General features: G+C 73.4%; 15 protein-coding genes. 7 read left to right on the top strand and 8 right to left on the bottom strand.

The features are described 5' to 3' along the window. Window positions 1-18 precede the first annotated feature (18 nt). From araA to ACSNN9_RS02420, 3 genes are all read left to right on the top strand, one after another. Entirely contained in the window at window positions 19-1,521 is a 1,503-nt protein-coding gene (gene araA / locus ACSNN9_RS02430; RefSeq protein WP_436670976.1) for an L-arabinose isomerase, read from the top strand. Window positions 1,522-1,856: 335 nt separating this feature from the next. Next, on the top strand, window positions 1,857-2,864 hold the full coding sequence (locus ACSNN9_RS02425; protein ID WP_436670975.1) for a LacI family DNA-binding transcriptional regulator: 1,008 nt from the start codon (window positions 1,857-1,859) through the stop codon (window positions 2,862-2,864). Window positions 2,865-3,207: 343 nt separating this feature from the next. Beyond that, entirely contained in the window at window positions 3,208-4,260 is a 1,053-nt protein-coding gene (locus tag ACSNN9_RS02420; RefSeq protein WP_436670974.1) for a S1 family peptidase, read from the top strand. Between the two features lie 95 nt (window positions 4,261-4,355). Here ACSNN9_RS02420 and ACSNN9_RS02415 read toward each other — a convergent pair whose 3' ends face one another. Then, complete coding sequence (locus ACSNN9_RS02415; RefSeq protein WP_436670973.1) at window positions 4,356-5,183, bottom strand: SDR family oxidoreductase; 828 nt, start codon at window positions 5,181-5,183, stop codon at window positions 4,356-4,358. Window positions 5,184-5,410: 227 nt separating this feature from the next. Then, window positions 5,411-7,402 (bottom strand): acyl-CoA dehydrogenase family protein, encoded by a 1,992-nt coding sequence (locus tag ACSNN9_RS02410; RefSeq protein WP_436670972.1) that lies wholly within the window; start codon window positions 7,400-7,402, stop codon window positions 5,411-5,413. 378 nt (window positions 7,403-7,780) lie between these two features. Between ACSNN9_RS02410 and ACSNN9_RS02405 the strand changes: the two genes are divergently transcribed. Beyond that, entirely contained in the window at window positions 7,781-8,188 is a 408-nt protein-coding gene (locus ACSNN9_RS02405; protein ID WP_358081818.1) for a YciI family protein, read from the top strand. A gap of 4 nt (window positions 8,189-8,192) precedes the next feature. Next, a complete protein-coding gene (locus ACSNN9_RS02400; protein ID WP_436670971.1) occupies window positions 8,193-9,338 on the top strand; it encodes an RNA polymerase sigma factor in 1,146 nt (381 codons plus the stop codon). A 70-nt stretch (window positions 9,339-9,408) separates the two neighbouring features. On the opposite strand, the gene ACSNN9_RS02395 is transcribed toward ACSNN9_RS02400, so the two are convergent. Next, complete coding sequence (locus tag ACSNN9_RS02395) at window positions 9,409-9,879, bottom strand: GbsR/MarR family transcriptional regulator (RefSeq protein WP_436670970.1); 471 nt, start codon at window positions 9,877-9,879, stop codon at window positions 9,409-9,411. Between the two features lie 71 nt (window positions 9,880-9,950). On the opposite strand from ACSNN9_RS02395, the gene ACSNN9_RS02390 reads away from it, so the two are divergent. Continuing rightward, the gene (locus tag ACSNN9_RS02390) at window positions 9,951-10,853 is read left to right on the top strand and encodes an ABC transporter ATP-binding protein (protein ID WP_436670969.1); all 903 of its coding nucleotides are present in this window, start codon (window positions 9,951-9,953) and stop codon (window positions 10,851-10,853) included. Continuing rightward, on the top strand, window positions 10,843-11,634 hold the full coding sequence (locus ACSNN9_RS02385) for an ABC transporter permease subunit (RefSeq protein ID WP_436670968.1): 792 nt from the start codon (window positions 10,843-10,845) through the stop codon (window positions 11,632-11,634). The genes ACSNN9_RS02390 and ACSNN9_RS02385 overlap by 11 nt, the downstream gene beginning before the upstream one ends. 113 nt (window positions 11,635-11,747) lie before the next feature. On the opposite strand, the gene ACSNN9_RS02380 is transcribed toward ACSNN9_RS02385, so the two are convergent. From ACSNN9_RS02380 to ACSNN9_RS02360, 5 genes are read right to left on the bottom strand one after another with little or no spacing between them, the layout of a single operon-like run. Then, window positions 11,748-12,632 (bottom strand): 3-hydroxyacyl-CoA dehydrogenase family protein, encoded by an 885-nt coding sequence (locus ACSNN9_RS02380; protein ID WP_436670967.1) that lies wholly within the window; start codon window positions 12,630-12,632, stop codon window positions 11,748-11,750. Then, window positions 12,629-13,657, bottom strand: coding sequence for an HAD-IIIC family phosphatase (locus tag ACSNN9_RS02375; protein ID WP_436670966.1), 1,029 nt, complete (start codon window positions 13,655-13,657; stop codon window positions 12,629-12,631). Before ACSNN9_RS02375 ends, ACSNN9_RS02380 begins: the two co-directional genes overlap by 4 nt. Beyond that, on the bottom strand, window positions 13,654-14,829 hold the full coding sequence (locus ACSNN9_RS02370; protein ID WP_436670965.1) for an acyl-CoA dehydrogenase family protein: 1,176 nt from the start codon (window positions 14,827-14,829) through the stop codon (window positions 13,654-13,656). Before ACSNN9_RS02370 ends, ACSNN9_RS02375 begins: the two co-directional genes overlap by 4 nt. Further along, window positions 14,826-15,095, bottom strand: coding sequence for an acyl carrier protein (locus ACSNN9_RS02365; RefSeq protein ID WP_436670964.1), 270 nt, complete (start codon window positions 15,093-15,095; stop codon window positions 14,826-14,828). Before ACSNN9_RS02365 ends, ACSNN9_RS02370 begins: the two co-directional genes overlap by 4 nt. Before the next feature lie 17 nt (window positions 15,096-15,112). Beyond that, window positions 15,113-16,120 carry a 3-oxoacyl-[acyl-carrier-protein] synthase III C-terminal domain-containing protein gene (locus tag ACSNN9_RS02360; protein WP_436670963.1) on the bottom strand — a complete coding sequence of 336 codons (1,008 nt, stop codon included), beginning with the start codon at window positions 16,118-16,120 and terminating at the stop codon, window positions 15,113-15,115. Window positions 16,121-16,134: the final 14 nt, after the last annotated feature.

The following is a 16,134-nucleotide window of genomic DNA, read 5'->3' as shown; positions in this document are numbered from 1 at the left end:
CTCTCGGAAGGCAAAGGCATGGCAACGCATCCTGAACCCGAGGTCTGGTTCCTCACCGGCAGCCAGGGCCTGTACGGCGCGGACACCCTCCGGCAGGTCGCCGACCAGTCCCGGCAGATCGCCGCGCAGCTCGACGGCTCGCCGCAGATCCCGCTGCGGGTGGTCTGGAAGCCGGTCCTCACCTCCGGCGTCGACATCCTCGAGGCGTGTCGGGACGCCGCCGTGCAGGGTGCGGTCGGGGTGATCGCCTGGATGCACACCTTCTCGCCGGCCAAGATGTGGATCGCCGGTCTGGACGCTCTGCGGACGCCGCTGCTGCACCTGCACACCCAGGCCAACGTCCTGCTGCCCTGGGACGAGATCGACATGGACTTCATGAACCTCAACCAGGCCGCGCACGGCGACCGCGAGTTCGGCTTCATCCAGACCCGGCTCGGCGTCGCCCGCAAGACCGTCGCCGGGCACGTCAGCGACCCCCGGGTGACCGCCCGGATCGGCGCCTGGGCCCGGGCCGCGCTCGGCTACTCGGCGATGCGTTCGCTGCGGCTGGCGCGCTTCGGCGACAACATGCGCGACGTGGCCGTGACCGAGGGCGACAAGGTCGAGGCGGAGCTGCGCTTCGGCGTCTCGGTCAACACCTACGGCGTCAACGACCTCGTCGCGGTCGTCGACCAGGTGGCCGACGCGCAGGTCGACGAGCTGGTCGAGGAGTACGACGACACCTTCCGGGTCGACCCGCAGTTGCGGGCGGGCGGAGCACGGCACCTCTCGCTGCGCTACGCCGCGCGCCTGGAGCTGGGCCTGCGCGCGTTTCTGGACGACGGCGGCTTCCGGGCCTTCACCACGAACTTCGAGGACCTGGGCGGCCTGCGCCAGCTTCCGGGCATCGCCGTGCAGCGCCTCATGGCCGACGGCTACGGCTTCGGCGGTGAGGGCGACTGGAAGACCTCGGCGCTGGTCCACTCGCTCAAGTCGATGGCGGTCGGGGTCACGGGTGGGACGTCCTTCATGGAGGACTACACCTACGACCTGACGCCCGGCAGGGAGCTGGTGCTCGGCGCCCACATGCTCGAGGTGTGCCCGTCGATCGCCGGTGACACCCCCACGGTGGAGATCCACCCGTTGAGCATCGGCGGGCGCGAGGACCCCGTCCGGATGGTGTTCGACGCCGCCCCCGGACCGGCGGTGGTGCTCGGCCTCGCGGACATGGGGGAGCGCTTCCGCCTGGTGGCCAACGAGGTCGACGTGGTGGCGCCGCCGCACCCGCTGCGCCGGCTGCCGGTCGCGCGGGCCGTGTGGCGGCCCCGCCCGCACCTGCCCGGCTCGGCGGAGGCCTGGATCACCGCCGGTGCCCCGCACCACACCGTGCTGTCCCAGGCGGTGGGCGTGGAGGAGCTGCACGACCTGGCCGAGATGACGAGGACCGAACTGGTCGTCATCGACGAGCACACCGACCCACGCCGCCTTGCCGACGAGATCCGGTGGAACCAGGCCTACTACCGGCTCGCCCGAGGGTTCTGACCGGCGCGCCCCCGACGGATTCCGGTTCCTGTCAGCACCCGACGACACCGTGACCTCGGCAGCCATCCCCGGTTCTGGGGCAGCTGGACGGTCGCGCGGCGAACGGGAACGCGCCCCGCCGATTCGTCGGCGGCCGGCAACACCGGGCCGGCCCGGTCGGCTCCGCCGCACTCCGGACGACGGGACGCCTGGCGTAGACTGTCGGCGTTCCAACCTCGGTCACCCGGCACACGTCGCCGTGGCGGATGGGAGGGCGGATTCAGCACCACGAGGCCGCTCCCGTCGACGTCGACGTGCGCGATCGCCGACGGGCAGCCGGGGAAGGTGAGGTGGCAATGCGTAGTCCCGCGATGACGGACGTGGCTCGCCTCGCCGGCGTCTCCCACCAGACGGTGTCCCGGGTCCTCAACGGGCACCCCAACGTGCGCGAGCAGACCCGGCTTCGCGTCCAGGCGGCCATCGCCGAGCTTGGCTACCGGCCCAACCGGGCCGCCCGGGCACTGGTGACCGGCCGGTCCCAGGTGATCGGTGTGGTCGCGCAGAACACCACCCTCTACGGCCCGGCGTCGCTGCTGGCCGCCCTGGAACAGGCGGCCGCCGAGGCGGGCTTCGCGGTCAGCGTCGGCAGTGTGAGCGACCTGGACCACCGGTCCATCTCGGCGGCGGTGGAGCGGCATCTCGCGCACCGGGTCGCCGGCATCGTCGTGATCGCGCCGGTGGAGTCGGCCGGGGAGGCCCTCGAACGGCTTCCCCAGGACGTGCCCCTGGTGACCGTCGACGGTGACCCGCGCCGGCCGGTCCCGCTGGTGACGGTCGACCAGGCCGCCGGTGCCCGGGCCGCCACGCAGCACCTCCTCGACGCGGGACACCGCACGGTCTGGCACGTCTCCGGTCCGCCGGACTGGTTCGACAGCGCGGGCCGGATCGAAGGGTGGCGGGAGGCCCTGCAGACGGCGGGCGCCGAGGTGCCGCCGTTGGTCCCGGCCGACTGGTCCGCGGCGGCCGGCTACCGGTGCGGGCAGATGCTGGCCCGGATGCCGGAGGTCACGGCGGTCTTCACCGCCAACGACCACCTGGCGCTGGGCGTGCTGCGGGCGCTGTACGAGCACGGCCGACGGGTGCCGGGAGACATCAGCGTGGTCGGCTTCGACGACGTGCCGGAGGCGGCGTACTTCATCCCGCCGCTGACCACCGTGCGGCCCGACTTCGCCGCGGTCGCCCGGGCGAGCCTGGACATGCTGCTCGCCCAGATCGAGTCGTCGCACGTCGCCGGCCCGCTACGGCAGACGGTCGCGCCGAGCCTGGTCGCCCGCCAGAGCGTGGGAGCCCCGCCGCGCCGCTAGGCACGCCACCCGCGCGGGCATCGGGGGCAGCGCTTTTTTTCGATCTGCGGCCGGGTCCCGCCATCCGGTCGGGTCCGACGGCCGGAGCCGTCCGGTGGGCCGCAGGCCGGCCCGGCTGACCTGCCACGTCTCGACGAATAGCCATTAATCGCCGCAGGCGCCACTCGTCGGGCTGTCCGGGCCCAAGGTATGAGAAGCGGCCGAGTCAGACCAACCAGCACTCTTGCCACCAATGCGAGACCTATGAATAGATCGACGCCTCCGGTCGGGTGAGCCGCACCAACCGATCGGGTGCCCGGGGCTACCGGAAGGCAGCCCGTGCTCAGCTCCATGGAGGTACCACATGCGACACTCCGGGTCTCCGCTGCGCCAGGCCACCGCACTGTCGGTGGCCGGCGCGCTGGTCGTCGGCATGCTGACCGGCAGTCCCGCTCAGGCAGCACCCGCTACGCCCGCTTCCCCCGGTCAAGCCGCCGCGCTCGCCGCCGCACTCGGCGACCGCTCCGGTGGGGCGTACGCCGGGGCCGACGGCGCCATGGTCGTCACCGTGACCGACGACGCCGCTGCCCGCAAGGTCCGCGCGGCCGGCGCGACCCCGAAGCTCGTCGCCCGCGGCGCGGACGACCTCGCCCGGGCCACCGCCACGCTGGACGGCGCCGCGCGGGTGCCAGGCACCGCGTGGTGGACCGATCCGGCGACCAACCAGGTCGTGGTCTCCGTCGACAGCACGGTGACCGGCGCGAAACTGGCCCGCGTCGAGGCCGTCGCGCAGCGGCTCGGCGGCACCGTCCGCATCCAGCGGGAGTCCGGCACGCTCAGCACCCGGGCCGCCGGCGGTGAGGCCATCTACGCCGAGGGTGGTGGCCGCTGCTCGCTGGGCTTCAACGTCCGCAGCGGCGACACCCACTACTTCCTCACCGCCGGGCACTGCACCGACATCACCGCCAACTGGTACGCCGACTCCGGGCAGAGCAGCCTGCTCGGCACCGGCGGCACCGGCAGCTTCCCCGGCGACGACTACGGCATCGTGCGCCACACCAGCCCGGCCTCCGCCGACGGCAGCGTCCACCTGTACGACGGCACCACCCGGGACATCACCGGTGCGGCCGACGCCTTCGTCGGGCAGTCGGTGCAGCGCTCCGGCAGCACCACCGGTCTGCACGGCGGCGCGGTCGAGGCGGTCGAGGCCACGGTGAACTACGCCGAGGGCAGCGTCAGCGGGTTGATCCGCACCACGGTCTGCGCCGAGCCGGGCGACAGCGGTGGCGCGCTCTTCAGCGGAAGTACCGCCCTGGGCCTGACCTCGGGCGGCAGCGGCAACTGTTCCTCCGGCGGGACCACCTACTTCCAGCCGGTCACCGAGGCGCTGAGCGTCTACGGGGTGGAGATCGTCTGAGGAGACGTCACACCAGCGGGGCCGCCGGACACCGGCGGCCCCGCCCCTGTGCCTGGCCCGGGCCGCCCTACGGCCGCCCGCACCGTCGCACCGGGTCACGCGAGGGTGTGATGACCCGCCTTGACGACCTGGTCGTACTCGCTGCGCCGGGCGTCGTAGGCGGCCTCCAGGAACGTCTCCGAGTCCGGTCCCACCGGCAGCCGCAGCGGCGGCGACTCCAGCTGACTGAGCCGCCAGACCACGTCCGCGAAGAGCGCGGGGGAGTTCACCTCGACCTTGGTGTTCATGCCGCGCAGCGCGCCGAGCAGGCCGTCGCTGACCGGCGTGTAGTCCGCGATGCGCTGCTCCGGCATGACCAGGTTGGCGCTGTAGCCGGTGGCGAAGCCGCCCGGTTGCAGGATGGTGACCTTCACCCCGAGGTGCCCGGCCTCGGCGGCCAGCGACTCGGCCGCGCCCTCCACCGCGAACTTGCTCGCCGTGTACGCGGCCAGCCCGGGGAAGGGAACCATGCCGGCGACCGAGCTGACGAAGATCGCGTGCCCGCCGCGCTGCGCCCGCCACAGCGGCAGTACGGCCCGGGTGAGCCGCCACGGCCCGAACACGTTGGTGTCGAACTGGGCGGCGAGTTCCGCGTCGGAGACCTCCTCGAAGGTGCCGAACTGGCCGTAGGCGGCGTTGTTGACCAGGACGTCGACGCCGCCGAAGGCGTCCACCGCCCGTTCGACCGCCGCCGCGCACTGCGCCGGGTCCCGGACGTCGAGGGCGGCGGCCACCAGGTTGCCCGGATGCCGGGCCACCAGCTCGTCGAGGGTCTCCGGCCGTCGGACCGTCGCCACCACCTGTTCCCCCTCGGCGGCGAGCCGGGCCGCGAGGGCCCGACCGAGCCCGCTCGAACACCCCGTGACCAACCAACGTTTCGCCATCGCCCTCGACCTGCCCAATCCGGTGGGTTACCTGCCGAATGCAGACTGTGGGATCCGTCGACGCGAGTGAAGGGACATCGGCTGTCGCCAACCGGATTCGTCGGGTACCAACGCACCGCCGGTGACTGCGGGGCGACGGCCGCCGGCCGAATCGCCGGCCCTCCGTCGTCACCGGGTGGGGGACAGGGCCGTTCGGTCGACAGCCCACCGCAGACGGACCGTCCTGGCTACGCCGGGACCGCCTGCGGATCACCGGCGGCGTCATGGGTGGCCATGATCTCCTGCCGGCGGGGTTCCTCGCGCAGGATGGCGGAGTGCAGCCAGGCGTCGGGGATGGCGAAACCGTCCACGAGCGTCCGCATGTGCGGGCGCAGCTCCTTGAGGAGACCGTTCACCACGCCGGTGATCGCCTTGCTGCGGGCCGGCGTGAGGCGGCCGTGCTCCAGGAACCATCCCTTGTCGGCCTCGATGACGCTGAGCGCGTACAGGTCACAGACCCGCGAGAGCAGCGCCTGGACCGCCGGGTCCGCGGTGTCCTCGATGCCGGCGACGAACGCCTCCAGGGTGACCCGGTCGATGTGCGCGGCGGCGACGGCGAGGACGTGGTCCTGGACGTCGTTGAAGATGTCGAAGGGGCGGTCTTTCTTCGTGGCCGCGCCGTTGCGCAGGCGGCGGACCGCGCCGTCGAGGAGGTGCCTCTCGCGGTCCTCGAAGACCTTGAGCTGCCAGCCGCGGTCGGTGACGGCGATCTCCTCGTCGCGGCCGGGCACCGTGCTGATCAGCCGTTCGATGAGCGACCGCGCGGCGGTGCGCTCGAGCACCATCTCGCGGACGTGCTCGGCGACGAAGGAGGCCCGCCCCCAGCCGTCCAGCGAGCCGAACTCGTCCCGGTAGCCGGTGAGCAGCCCCTTGGCCACCAGCTGGAGCAGCACCGTGTTGTCGCCCTCGAAGGTGGTGAAGACGTCGGTGTCGGCCTTGAGGCTGGGCAGCCGGTTCTCGGCGAGGTAGCCGGCGCCGCCGCACGCCTCGCGGCACATCTGGATGGTCCGGGTCGCGTGCCAGGTCTGCGCGGCCTTGAGGCCGGCGGCCCGCGACTCCAGCTCCCGTTGCCGGTGCTCGTCGACCGACCCGTCACCGCCCTGTGCCTCACTGAGCGCGGCGACCAGCTCGGCCTGGGCGAAGTGCAGGGCGTACGTGGTGGCCAGGGCGGGCAGCAGCTTGCGTTGGTGGGCCAGGTAGTCGTTGAGCAGCACCTCCCGGTCGGCGTCGGGGGTGCCGAACTGGCGACGGATGTCGCCGTAGCGCACCGCGATGGCAAGCGCCGACTTGGTGGCCGCCGCCGCGGCGCCGCCCACGCTCACCCGGCCGCGGACCAGGGTGCCGAGCATGGTGAAGAAGCGCCGGGAGTCGTTCTCGATCGGGCTGGAGTACGTCCCGTCCTCCGCGACCTGACCGTAGCGGTCCAGCAGCATGTCCCGCGGCACCCGCACGTGGTCGAAGCTGAGCCGCCCGTTGTCGACGCCGAGCAGGCCGGCCTTGGGCCCGGCGTCGCCGATGGTCACGCCGGGCAGCGGGTCGCCCTGCGCGTCGCGGATCGGGACCAGCCACGCGTGTACGCCGTGCCGCCGCCCGTCGGCGATCAGCTGCGCGAAGACCACCGCCATCCGCCCGTCCCGGGCCGCGTTGCCGATGTAGTCCTTGCGGGCGGCCTCGTGCGGGGTGTGCAGGTCGAAGGTCCGCGTCCGCGGATCGTACGTGCAGGTGGTGCGCAGCTGCTGGACGTCGGAGCCGTGGCCGGTCTCGGTCATCGCGAAGCAGCCGAAGATCTCGCCCGAGACGATGTCGCGCAGGTAGGCGTCGTGGTGCCGCCGGGTGCCGAGGGCCGCGACCGCGCCGCCGAACAGGCCCCACTGCACGCCCGCCTTGACCATCAGCGACAGGTCGACCTGCGCCAGCATCTCGATGGCGACGATCGAGGCGCCGACGTCGGATCGGCCGCCGTACCCGGTGGGGAAGCCCGACGCGATACCCAGTTCGACGGGGAGTTCGGTGAGCAGCCGGCTGATCCGCTCACGTGCCTCGTCGCCGGTCTCGCCGTACACCGGGAGGAAGCGCGCGTCGAGGTGGTCCCGGTGCGCGTTGCGGACGTCGGCCCACGGTCCGTCGAGCTTTTCCCGCAGGCGGGCGAGGTCGATGCGGCCGGACGCGTGATCGGGCATGGTCACCCCTCGAGATGGCGGACATTTGGTACTTCTCTACCCAATCAACGGTACCCGCCCCCTACCGCGACCCGGCGAGCGAGACCGCGGTGAGACGGGACACCATCGCCGCGTCGCGCCGCCGGCTCCCGTCGTCCCGGCGGGGCACCTACCCGTACGGCGGCACCCGCACACGTCCGGTCCACCCGCCGCCGTGGCTCGCCACCGCCCGGGCGCGAATCGTCACGAGGCTGTCGTATTGCCGCGCAGCCTGCGGGGTAGGGCTCTTGAAAGTTTTCCCCACCGAAGGCCGTCGGCGATGTCGAGAACCCGGGACCGGCTCCGTCCCCGCTGTGAATGCGACCAGAATGGTCGGCGCCAGCACCGAGGAGAGACACCATGGCCAAGTACCTGCTGCTCAAGCACTACCGCGGCGCCCCGGCGGCCGTCAACGACGTGCCGATGGACCAGTGGACGCCGGAGGAGATCTCGGCGCACATGCGGTACATGAGCGACTTCGCGACCCGGCTCGAGGCGACCGGCGAGTTCGTCGACGGCCAGGCGCTCGCACCCGAGGGAACGTTCGTCCGGTACGACGGCGAGGGTCGCCCGCCGGTCACCGACGGCCCGTTCGCCGAGACCAAGGACCTCATCGCCGGCTGGATGGTGATCGACGTCGACAGCTACGAGCGCGCCGTCGAGCTGGCCGGGGAGCTGTCGGCCGCCCCCGGGGCGGGCGGGAAGCCGATCCACGAGTGGCTGGAGCTGCGCCCGTTCCTGACCGCGCCGCCCACCATCACGGAGTGACCTGATGGACGAGGCCCTGCTCCGGAGCCTCACGCCGGTCGTACTCGGGATCCTCGTCCGCCGCGGAGCCGACTTCGCGGCGGCCGAGGACGCCGTACAGGACGCGCTGGTCGAGGCGGTCCGGGCCTGGCCGGCCGACCCGCCGCGGGATGCGAAGGGCTGGCTGGTCACCGTGGCCTGGCGGCGTTTCCTCGACGCGACCCGGGCGGACGCCGCCCGCCGCCGGCGGGAGGACCTCGTCGACGAGGAGCCGGCGCCCGGGCCCGCGCCCGAGGTGGACGACACGCTCCAGCTCTACTTCCTGTGCGCCCACCCGTCGCTGACGCCGTCGTCCGCGGTCGCGCTCACGCTGCGCGCCGTCGGCGGGCTGACCACCCGCCAGATCGCCCAGGCGTACCTGGTGCCCGAGGCGACCATGGCGCAACGCATCAGCCGGGCCAAGCGCACCGTCTCCGGCGTGCGGTTCAACCAGCCCGGCGACGTCGCGACGGTGCTGCGCGTCCTGTACCTGGTCTTCAACGAGGGCTACTCCGGCGACGTCGACCTCGCCGCCGAGGCCATCCGGCTCACCCGGCAGCTCGCGGCCGCGATCGACCATCCCGAGGTGGCGGGGCTGCTCGCCCTCATGCTGCTGCACCACGCCCGGCGCGCCGCCCGGACCGCGCCCGACGGCAGCCTGGTGCCGCTCGCCGAGCAGGACCGCGGCCGGTGGGACACCACGTCGATCGCCGAGGGCGTCGAGATCCTGCAGGCGGCCCTGGCCCGCGACCGGCTGGGCGAGTTCCAGGCCCAGGCCGCCATCGCGGCACTGCACGCCGACGCGCCCACCGCCGGGGAGACCGACTGGGTGCAGATCGTCGAGTGGTACGACGAACTCGCGCGCCTGACCGACAGCCCGGTCGTCCGGCTCAACCGCGCGGTGGCGGTCGGCCGGGCCGACGGGCCGCGCGCCGGCCTGGCGGCGCTCGGGGCACTGGACGACTCACTGCCCCGCCACGCGGCGGTGGCGGCGTACCTCCACGAGCGCGACGGTGACCTGGCGACGGCGGCACGGCTGTACGCCGAGGCGGCCCAGAAGGCACCCAACCTCGCCGAACGCGACCACCTGACGCGCCAGGCCGCCCGGCTCAACGCCCGCCGGCGTCCCTGAGGGGGGGGCGGGGCGGGAGGGTGGACCTGATCACCCGCGTCCGCCGGAAGGTGGTGCCGGCGGCGGTGCCTCAGGAGCGGCCAGCGCGTGGGCGCCGCGTGGCGTGCCAGCGTTCGATCAGCGCGGGCATCTCGCCGAGCATGTAGCTGTAGAAGTCGCGCATCTCAGCGAGGCGGCGCCCGGCGAGGGTCTCGGTGCCGGCGGTGGCGATGCCCTCGTCGGCGGCCCGGGTCATCAGGTTCAGGGCGTCGTTCTGGCTGGACATCAGGGTGGCCCAGGCACCGTCGCGGAACCGGAAGTGCTCCCTGCGGCTGCCAGGGGCCGGAACCCGCTCGATCATCCCCATGCTGATGAGGTTCTTCAACGCGCCGGACATCGCCCCGGAGCTGACGCCGAGTCGTTCGCCGATCTCGCCGGCTGTCAGTGCCTCCTGCTGGGTGAACAGCAACGCCGCCATCACGCGCGCGGTCATCCGCTGCAGCCCGTACTGGATCAGGGTCAGCGCGAAACGCTCGGCAGCCCGGGTCAGGTCATCGCTCACCACCACACTGTAACCAACATCAGAACATTCTGAATGTTTACAGATCTCTGAAAATTCAGTACGGTCGACGCATGGATGACGTGATCGTGCTGGACCGCCTGGTCAAGACCTACGGCCGCCGGCGCGGTCTGGCCGGCCTCGACCTACAGGTGCGCGCCGGTGAGGTGCTGGGCTTCCTCGGCCCGAACGGGGCCGGCAAGTCCACCACGATTCGTCTGCTGCTCGACCTGATCCGTCCGACGAGCGGGAGCGTCCGGGTCCTCGGGCTGGACCCGCGGGCCGACGCGGTCGCACTGCACCGCCGGGTGGGCTACCTTGCCGGGGATTTCGTCGTGGACGGTCGGCAGACGGTCGGCGCGTGCCTGCGGTTCCTGGCCGGGCTGCGCGCCGGTGTGCCGGCAGGACGGATCGACGCGCTGGCCGAGCGCCTGCACCTGGACCTGTCCGCGAGGATCAAGAGTCTGTCGAAAGGAAACCGGCAGAAGGTCGGCCTGGTCCAGGCGTTCATGCACGAGCCGGAGCTGCTGATCCTCGACGAACCCACGTCCGGGCTGGACCCGCTGGTGCAGCAGACGTTCCTGCGGATGGTGTCCGAGGCGGCGGCGAACGGCCAGACGGTGTTCATGTCGAGCCACGTCATGGCCGAGGTCCAGGCGGTCGCCGACCGGGTCGCGATCATCCGGGACGGCCGGTTGGTCGCACTCGACACGGTCGCCGCACTGCGTAGCCAGGCGGTCCGCCACATCGAGATCAACTTCGCCGGACCGGTGACCGCGGACAGGTTCGACACGGTGCCGGGCGTGACCGGGCTCAGCGTGCGCGGCACCGTACTGCGCTGCCAGCTCGAGGGCAGCCCTGACGCGCTGCTGCGCGCGGCGACCCGCGAGCACACCGTGACCGGGATCCTCGCCACCGAACCGCAGCTGGAAGACCTCTTCCACCACTACTACGCAGGAGCCCCGCGTGCTGCCTAACGTGCTCACCAAGACCCTGAGCGACGACCGGCGGGTCCTCGCCGGCTGGACGGTCGGCGCGACCCTCGCCGCCATCGCGTACGCCAGCTTCTACCCGCAGATCTCCGGCGGTCAGATGGCCGAAGCAGTGGCCGGTTACCCAGAGGCGCTACGCGAGGCGTTCCGCCTCGACGACCTGACCTCCGCCGCGGGCTACCTCGGCTCGTCGGTGTTCGGGCTCATCCTGCCGCTGATCGCCATGTTCTACGGCGCCGCGACCGGCGCCCGCGCCATCGCCGGCGACGAGGAGTCCGGGCGCCTGGACCTGATCCTCGCGCACCCGGTCAGTCGGACACGGCTCGTCCTGCATCGTTTCGGCGCGCTCAGCGCTGGCGCGCTGGTCATCGCCTTCGCGATCTTCCTCGGCATGCTCGCCATCCGGGGCAGCGCCAAGCTGACCGACGTCACCGTCACCGAGTTCGCCGCACAGTGCCTCAACCTGGCACTGCTGGGCATCGTGTTCGGTGCCCTCGCGATCGGTATCGGCGCCGCCACCGGCAGGCGCGGCCTGGTGTTCACGATCACCGCCGGGACCGGCGTCATCGCCTACGCGCTGCACACCTTCGCCGGGCAACTCGGTGCTGACAGCGGCAGGCTGCTGTCGCCGTTCCACTACTACATCGGGGGCGAGCCCCTCGACAACGGCATGCAGTGGGCCGACGCCTCGGTGCTGCTCGGCGTCGCGCTCGCACTCGTGGCCGTGGGCACCGTGTGGTTCAACCGCCGCGACCTGAACACCTGAGGCAGCCGCGCTCACGGGGGTGCCCGGCGCCGAGGTGGAAGGCGGTGGCGGGGCTCCGAGTGTCGCTCGGCGATCGTTCCCGGGGCTCCCACGGCGGCGGATCCCGTCGGTGGTCAGGTGGCGGCGGTCGCGACCGGCTGCGGGTACTCGTGGAAGCCGCTGCCGGTCTTGCGCCCGTACCTGCCCGCCCGGACCAGTTCCCGCAGCGTGCGACCGGGCCGGAAGCGGGGGTCGCCGGTGCACTCGAGCAGCACCAGGAGCGTGTCGACGACGGTGTCCAGGCCGATCAGGTCGGCGGTACGCAGCGGGCCCATCGCGTGGCCGAGGCAGTCCCGGAAGACCCGGTCGACGGTCGCGGCGTCGGCGGTGCCCTGACCGACCACCTCGGCGGCCTCGTTCACGGTGAGCATCAACACGCGGTTGATCACGAAGCCCGGCCCGTCGGCGACCACGATGCCGGTCTTGCCGATCGCGGCGAGCAGGTCGAGAGTGCGCTGGAGGGTGTCCGCGCTGGTCCGGGGCGCCCGCACCACCTCGACGCTCTCCTTGAGCGGCGCGGGGTTCATGAAGTGCGTCCCGACCACCCGGTCCGGCCGGCGGGTGCTGGCGGCGAGCCGGTCGATCGGGATGGCGGACGTGACCGACGCGAGCACCGTCGCCGCTGGACAGACGGCGTCCAGCTCGCCGAAGATCCGTTCCTTCAGCGGTATGCGTTCCGGTGCGCACTCGATCACGTACCCGGCCCGGTCCAGCCCGGCGACCCGGTCGGTCCAGCTGATCCGCTCGACCACCCGGGCCACCGGCTCGCCCGCGCGCCGCGGGGTCAGCAGCCGGGCCTGGCGCAGCCCCGTACGCAGCCGGGCCACGGCCGCCGCCACCGCGCCCGCCGATCCGACCGCCGGGTCGACCACGACCACGTCGTATCCGCCCTCGGCCAGGCACTGGGCGATGCCGAGGCCCATCGTGCCGGCGCCGACCACTCCGACGGTCTGCCTCATGCCGCCACCACCCGCACCGGGTGCGTCCGGGCGGCCGGCGGCCGGGCCGGGTCGACCGCGAGCGTCCACCGGTCGCCCGCGTCGTCCTCGACGGCGAAGCCGGCGAACCGCAGGGTGACCAGCATCTGCCGGTTGACCGCGGTGGGCACGAACTCCGCCACCGGCCGCCGGCCCGCCGCCAGCGCGGTGCGCACGAGGTGGTCCAGCAGCGCCGCGCCGGCACCACGGGACAGCACCCGGCACGACATCAGCAGCAGCCGCAGTACGGCCGCGGCCGGCCGCAGCTCGGTGACGGCCAGCCCGACCGTTCCGTAGGAGCCGAACCGGTCCCGCAGCCGCGCCACCAGCACCTCGTGCCGCGGCGACGCGCACAGCGCGTGCAGCTCCGCCAGGCCGAACGTGACGCCGGTGGTGTTCAGCTGGTGGGTGCGTACGGTCAACTCGTGCGCCCGGGCGAGGTCGGCCGGACCGGCCCGGCGCACCTGGAGCACCAGGTCGAGCGAGGCCAGGAACTCCGCGGGCGGCCCGGCATGCGTGGCCTCGGCGGCCCGGCGCCGCTCGTCGGTCCGGTAGAGCTGGCGGCGCTGCCGGGACTCCTCGGTGACGAACTCCGGGGTGAACTCGGGCAGCGCCGGCAGCCCGGCGACGGCGTCGGCCGGGTGGCAGCGCACGGCCGGCAGCGCGGCGGCCACCTCGGCGCGCTCCACCGGGTCGTTGTCGACGAACGCGACGGCGTCCAGGCCGATGCCCAGGTCGGCGGCGACCCGGGCGACCGCGGCGGACTTGGCGCCCCACCCCACCTCGACCCGGGTGAACAGGTCGAGCAGGCCGTGCGCGGCCAGGTGGGCGGTGGCGGCGGCGTGCTCGCCCCGGCTGGCCACGGCGTGCAGCACGCCGCGCCGGTCCAGGGCGTGCAGCGTGCGTACCGCGGCGGGGAACGGCACCGGGTCGTCGCCCTCCAGCACGACGCCGTCCCACAGCGTGTCGTCGAGGTCCCAGACCAGGCACTTCACGATGCTGGTCACGGCCGCCCTCCCGGTTGCGTCGCGCGGGCGCGCCGCAGCAGGTGGTCGGCGATGTGCAGCTCGGCCACCTGGGGGGAGCCCTCGATGATCTCCATGACCTTGGCGTCCCGGTAGAACCGGCCGGCCCGGCTGTCCGGGTCGCAGCCGGCCGCACCGAGGACCTGTACGGCCGCGTCGGCGACCAGGGCGGCGGTGCGCGCCGCCGCGTACTTCGCCGCGACCGTGCCGGCGATCGCGTCGGGGGCGCCGGCGGCGCGCCAGCGGGCGGCCCGGGCGGCGAGCTCCCGCGCGGCGGCGGTGTCCACCGCGGCCCGACCCAGCAGCGCCCGTACGGTCTGGTGTTCGGCGAGCAGGGTGTCGCCCTGCCGGCGGGTGAGGACGTGCCCGGCCATGTCCCGCAGGCACGCCTCGGCCATCCCCACGCAGCCCCAGCCGACCGTGAACCGGCCGTGGTCCAGTGCGGCGGCGACGACGTGCGACAGGCCGAACCCGGGCGGTGCGACGCGGTTCGTCGCCGGGACCCGGACGCCGTCGAGCCGGACGTGGGCCAGCTGGGCGGCCCGCAGGCCGAGCTGGCCCCCGACCGGTTGGCGCGTCACGCCGGGCCGGTCCGTCTCGACCAGTACGGCGGTGTGCCGGCCGTCCAGCACCCCGAGCACCAGCAGCACGTCGGCGACCTGGCCGAAGGTCACCCAGCGCTTGGCCCCGGTCAGTTCCAGGGTCGGCTGTCGGCCGCCGGCGAGGGCGCGGATGCGGGTGTCGACGGCCGCCAGGTCGCTGCCCGCACCGGCCTCGGTGGCGGCGAAGCCGGCCAGCAGCTCACCGCGGGCCAACGCGGGCAGCCAGCGCGCCCGCTGCTCGGCGGTGCCCCAGCGCAGTACGGCCGCGGCGACCATGGCCTGCACGGTGACCAGCGCGCGCAGGCCGCTGCACACGCCGCCGAGCCGGGCGCACAGCTCACCGACCTGCGTCGGTGTGGCGCCGAGGCCGCCGTAGTCGACCGGCAGGTCGGCGGTGAGCAGCCCGGCGGCTGCGGCGGCGCGGCGTACCCCGGCCGGCAGCGCGCCGTCCCGGTCCCAGCGGGCCGCCTCGCCGCGCGCCGCCGTGGCGAGGTCGTGCCCGAGGTCGTCGAGCTGCGCCGGCCCGGCTGGCGGAGCGACCGCGGCGGTCACGCCGGCATCCCGGCCCGGGCGGCGATCTTCGCCAGCACGAAGTCGGTCAGCCGCGAGATCGTGCGGAAGTGGTCGAGGTCGAGGTCGGCGACCTCGACCTCGATGTCGAAGCGCCGCTCCACGAACACCACCAGCTCGATGGCGAACAGCGAGTTGAGCAGGCCGAGCGCGAAGTAGTCCTCGTCCGGGCCGATCGGTCCGGACAGCGCCGGGGCGATGAAGTCGTGCAGCTCCCGCGCCACCGCGGACCGTTCCGGTGCTCCCATCTGAACTCCCCTCTCAGTCATCCCGGGCCGGCCGAACCGGGGTCGCCGTCGAACTCGACCAGCACCATGCTCCAGGCGGCCACCGGGCTGGAGCTGATCAGCACGGCCCGCTGGCCGCCCCGCAGCCGCCCGGTCCCGATCTCCGTCGCCAGGTTGAGCAGGACGTCGTTCGCGCCGAGGTGGCCCAGGTCGCGCAGGTTGTCGCGGCAGGTCGAGGCGACCGTCACCCCGAGCGTCTCCTCGACGAACCGGAACGCGCCCGTGGAGAGGTTGTGGCTCACGTGCCGGGCGACGTCCGCCGGCCCCAGCCCGTTGCGGTCCAGCAGGCGCCGGTACATCGCCCGCAGCCGGTTGCGGCTCTCCAACGCCAGCTGGAAGGAGTACTCCCGAGGGTCGCGGCACTGCTCGGTCCAGCGGGCCGACGGGCGGTCCCGGTAGTCCACCCGGAACAGGTCCCAGTAGCGGCCGTCGGTCTCCTGCAGCACGTCGAGCACCCGCAGCGGCCCGTCCCGCGAGACGACCGCGGCCATGCCTCCGTCGCCACTGACCGTGACCGGGTGCCGGTAGCGCCGGGGCGTGGCCGGCGTGCTGCCGTGCACGACGAGGACGTCGGTCAGGTCCGGGTCGGCGGCCAGCAGGCCGCGCGCCACCAGCAGCGCCGGCGTGATCGACACGCAGCCCAGCCCGCCGACGGAGAAGGTCAGCGCCCGGTCGGCGCCGAGGTGCGCCTGGAGCCGGGTCTCGGCGGAGCTCATCAGCGTGGCCGGCGCGCGGGACTCCACCACGACCAGCGCCCCGATCCGTACCGGGTCCAGCCCGGCGGCGGCCAGCGCCCGGGCGGCGGCGCCCGCGGCCAGGTCGAACGCGTCCAACTCCGGGTCGGTACGGACCCGGTCGATCCCGAGGCCGGCGCAGAGTTCCCGCTCGGCCGGCCCCAGGTACGCCAGCTCCGGCAGCTCCGCCACCGCGACCGAGCGCTCCGGCAGGAACGACGCCATCGTCCGTACCGCGATCGTCCCGGGCATGTCGGCGTGCCTTC

The sequence above is a fragment of the Micromonospora sp. URMC 107 genome, from assembly GCF_051386315.1.
Classification (GTDB): domain Bacteria; phylum Actinomycetota; class Actinomycetes; order Mycobacteriales; family Micromonosporaceae; genus Micromonospora.
The sequence above is the reverse complement of the archived record's forward strand: the minus strand, read 5'-3'. Positions and strand labels throughout refer to the sequence as shown.